The following is a 483-nucleotide window of genomic DNA, read 5'->3' on the forward strand; positions in this document are numbered from 1 at the left end:
AGAAATTAGACAGTAGATGTTAGATATGAGATCAGGGAAAAGTGGCAACACTAATTACTGACTACTCACCACTAACCACTGACTAAAAAGATAACCCGGAAGATGAAGCCATCAGGGTGACTGTAACCAAGTTTACAGGACACAGTTGGCGGTCAGCAGTAGGCAGTAAGCAGTTTAATCTGAAAACTGCACACTGGTAACTGCAAACTAATAATAGTCCCGTAGCTCAGTTTGGTTAGAGCACTACACTGATAATGTAGGGGTCAGCAGTTCAAATCTGCTCGGGACTACAGGCGAGTAAGCAGAAAGCACAAAGGAAAAAGCAAAAAGCTTTGGACTTTAAGCAATCAGCTTTCAGCTCATCAACAGGGGGATTAGCTCAGCTGGCTAGAGCACCTGCCTTGCACGCAGGGGGTCAACGGTTCGAATCCGTTATTCTCCACGCTTAAGCGAAAAGCAGAAAGCGAAAAGCAAAAAGCCCTT

The 483-nt window shown here is 44.9% G+C and carries 2 tRNA genes; both read left to right on the forward strand.

The annotated features are described in order from the left end of the window. Nucleotides 1-215 precede the first annotated feature (215 nt). Nucleotides 216-290: transfer RNA gene (locus IM792_RS21185), tRNA-Ile, on the forward strand. Between the two features lie 78 nt (nucleotides 291-368). Then, nucleotides 369-442 (forward strand) — tRNA-Ala (locus tag IM792_RS21190). The last annotated feature ends 41 nt before the right edge of the window (nucleotides 443-483 follow it).

Source organism: Mucilaginibacter sp. JRF, from assembly GCF_015223065.1.
Classification (GTDB): Bacteria; Bacteroidota; Bacteroidia; order Sphingobacteriales; family Sphingobacteriaceae; genus Mucilaginibacter.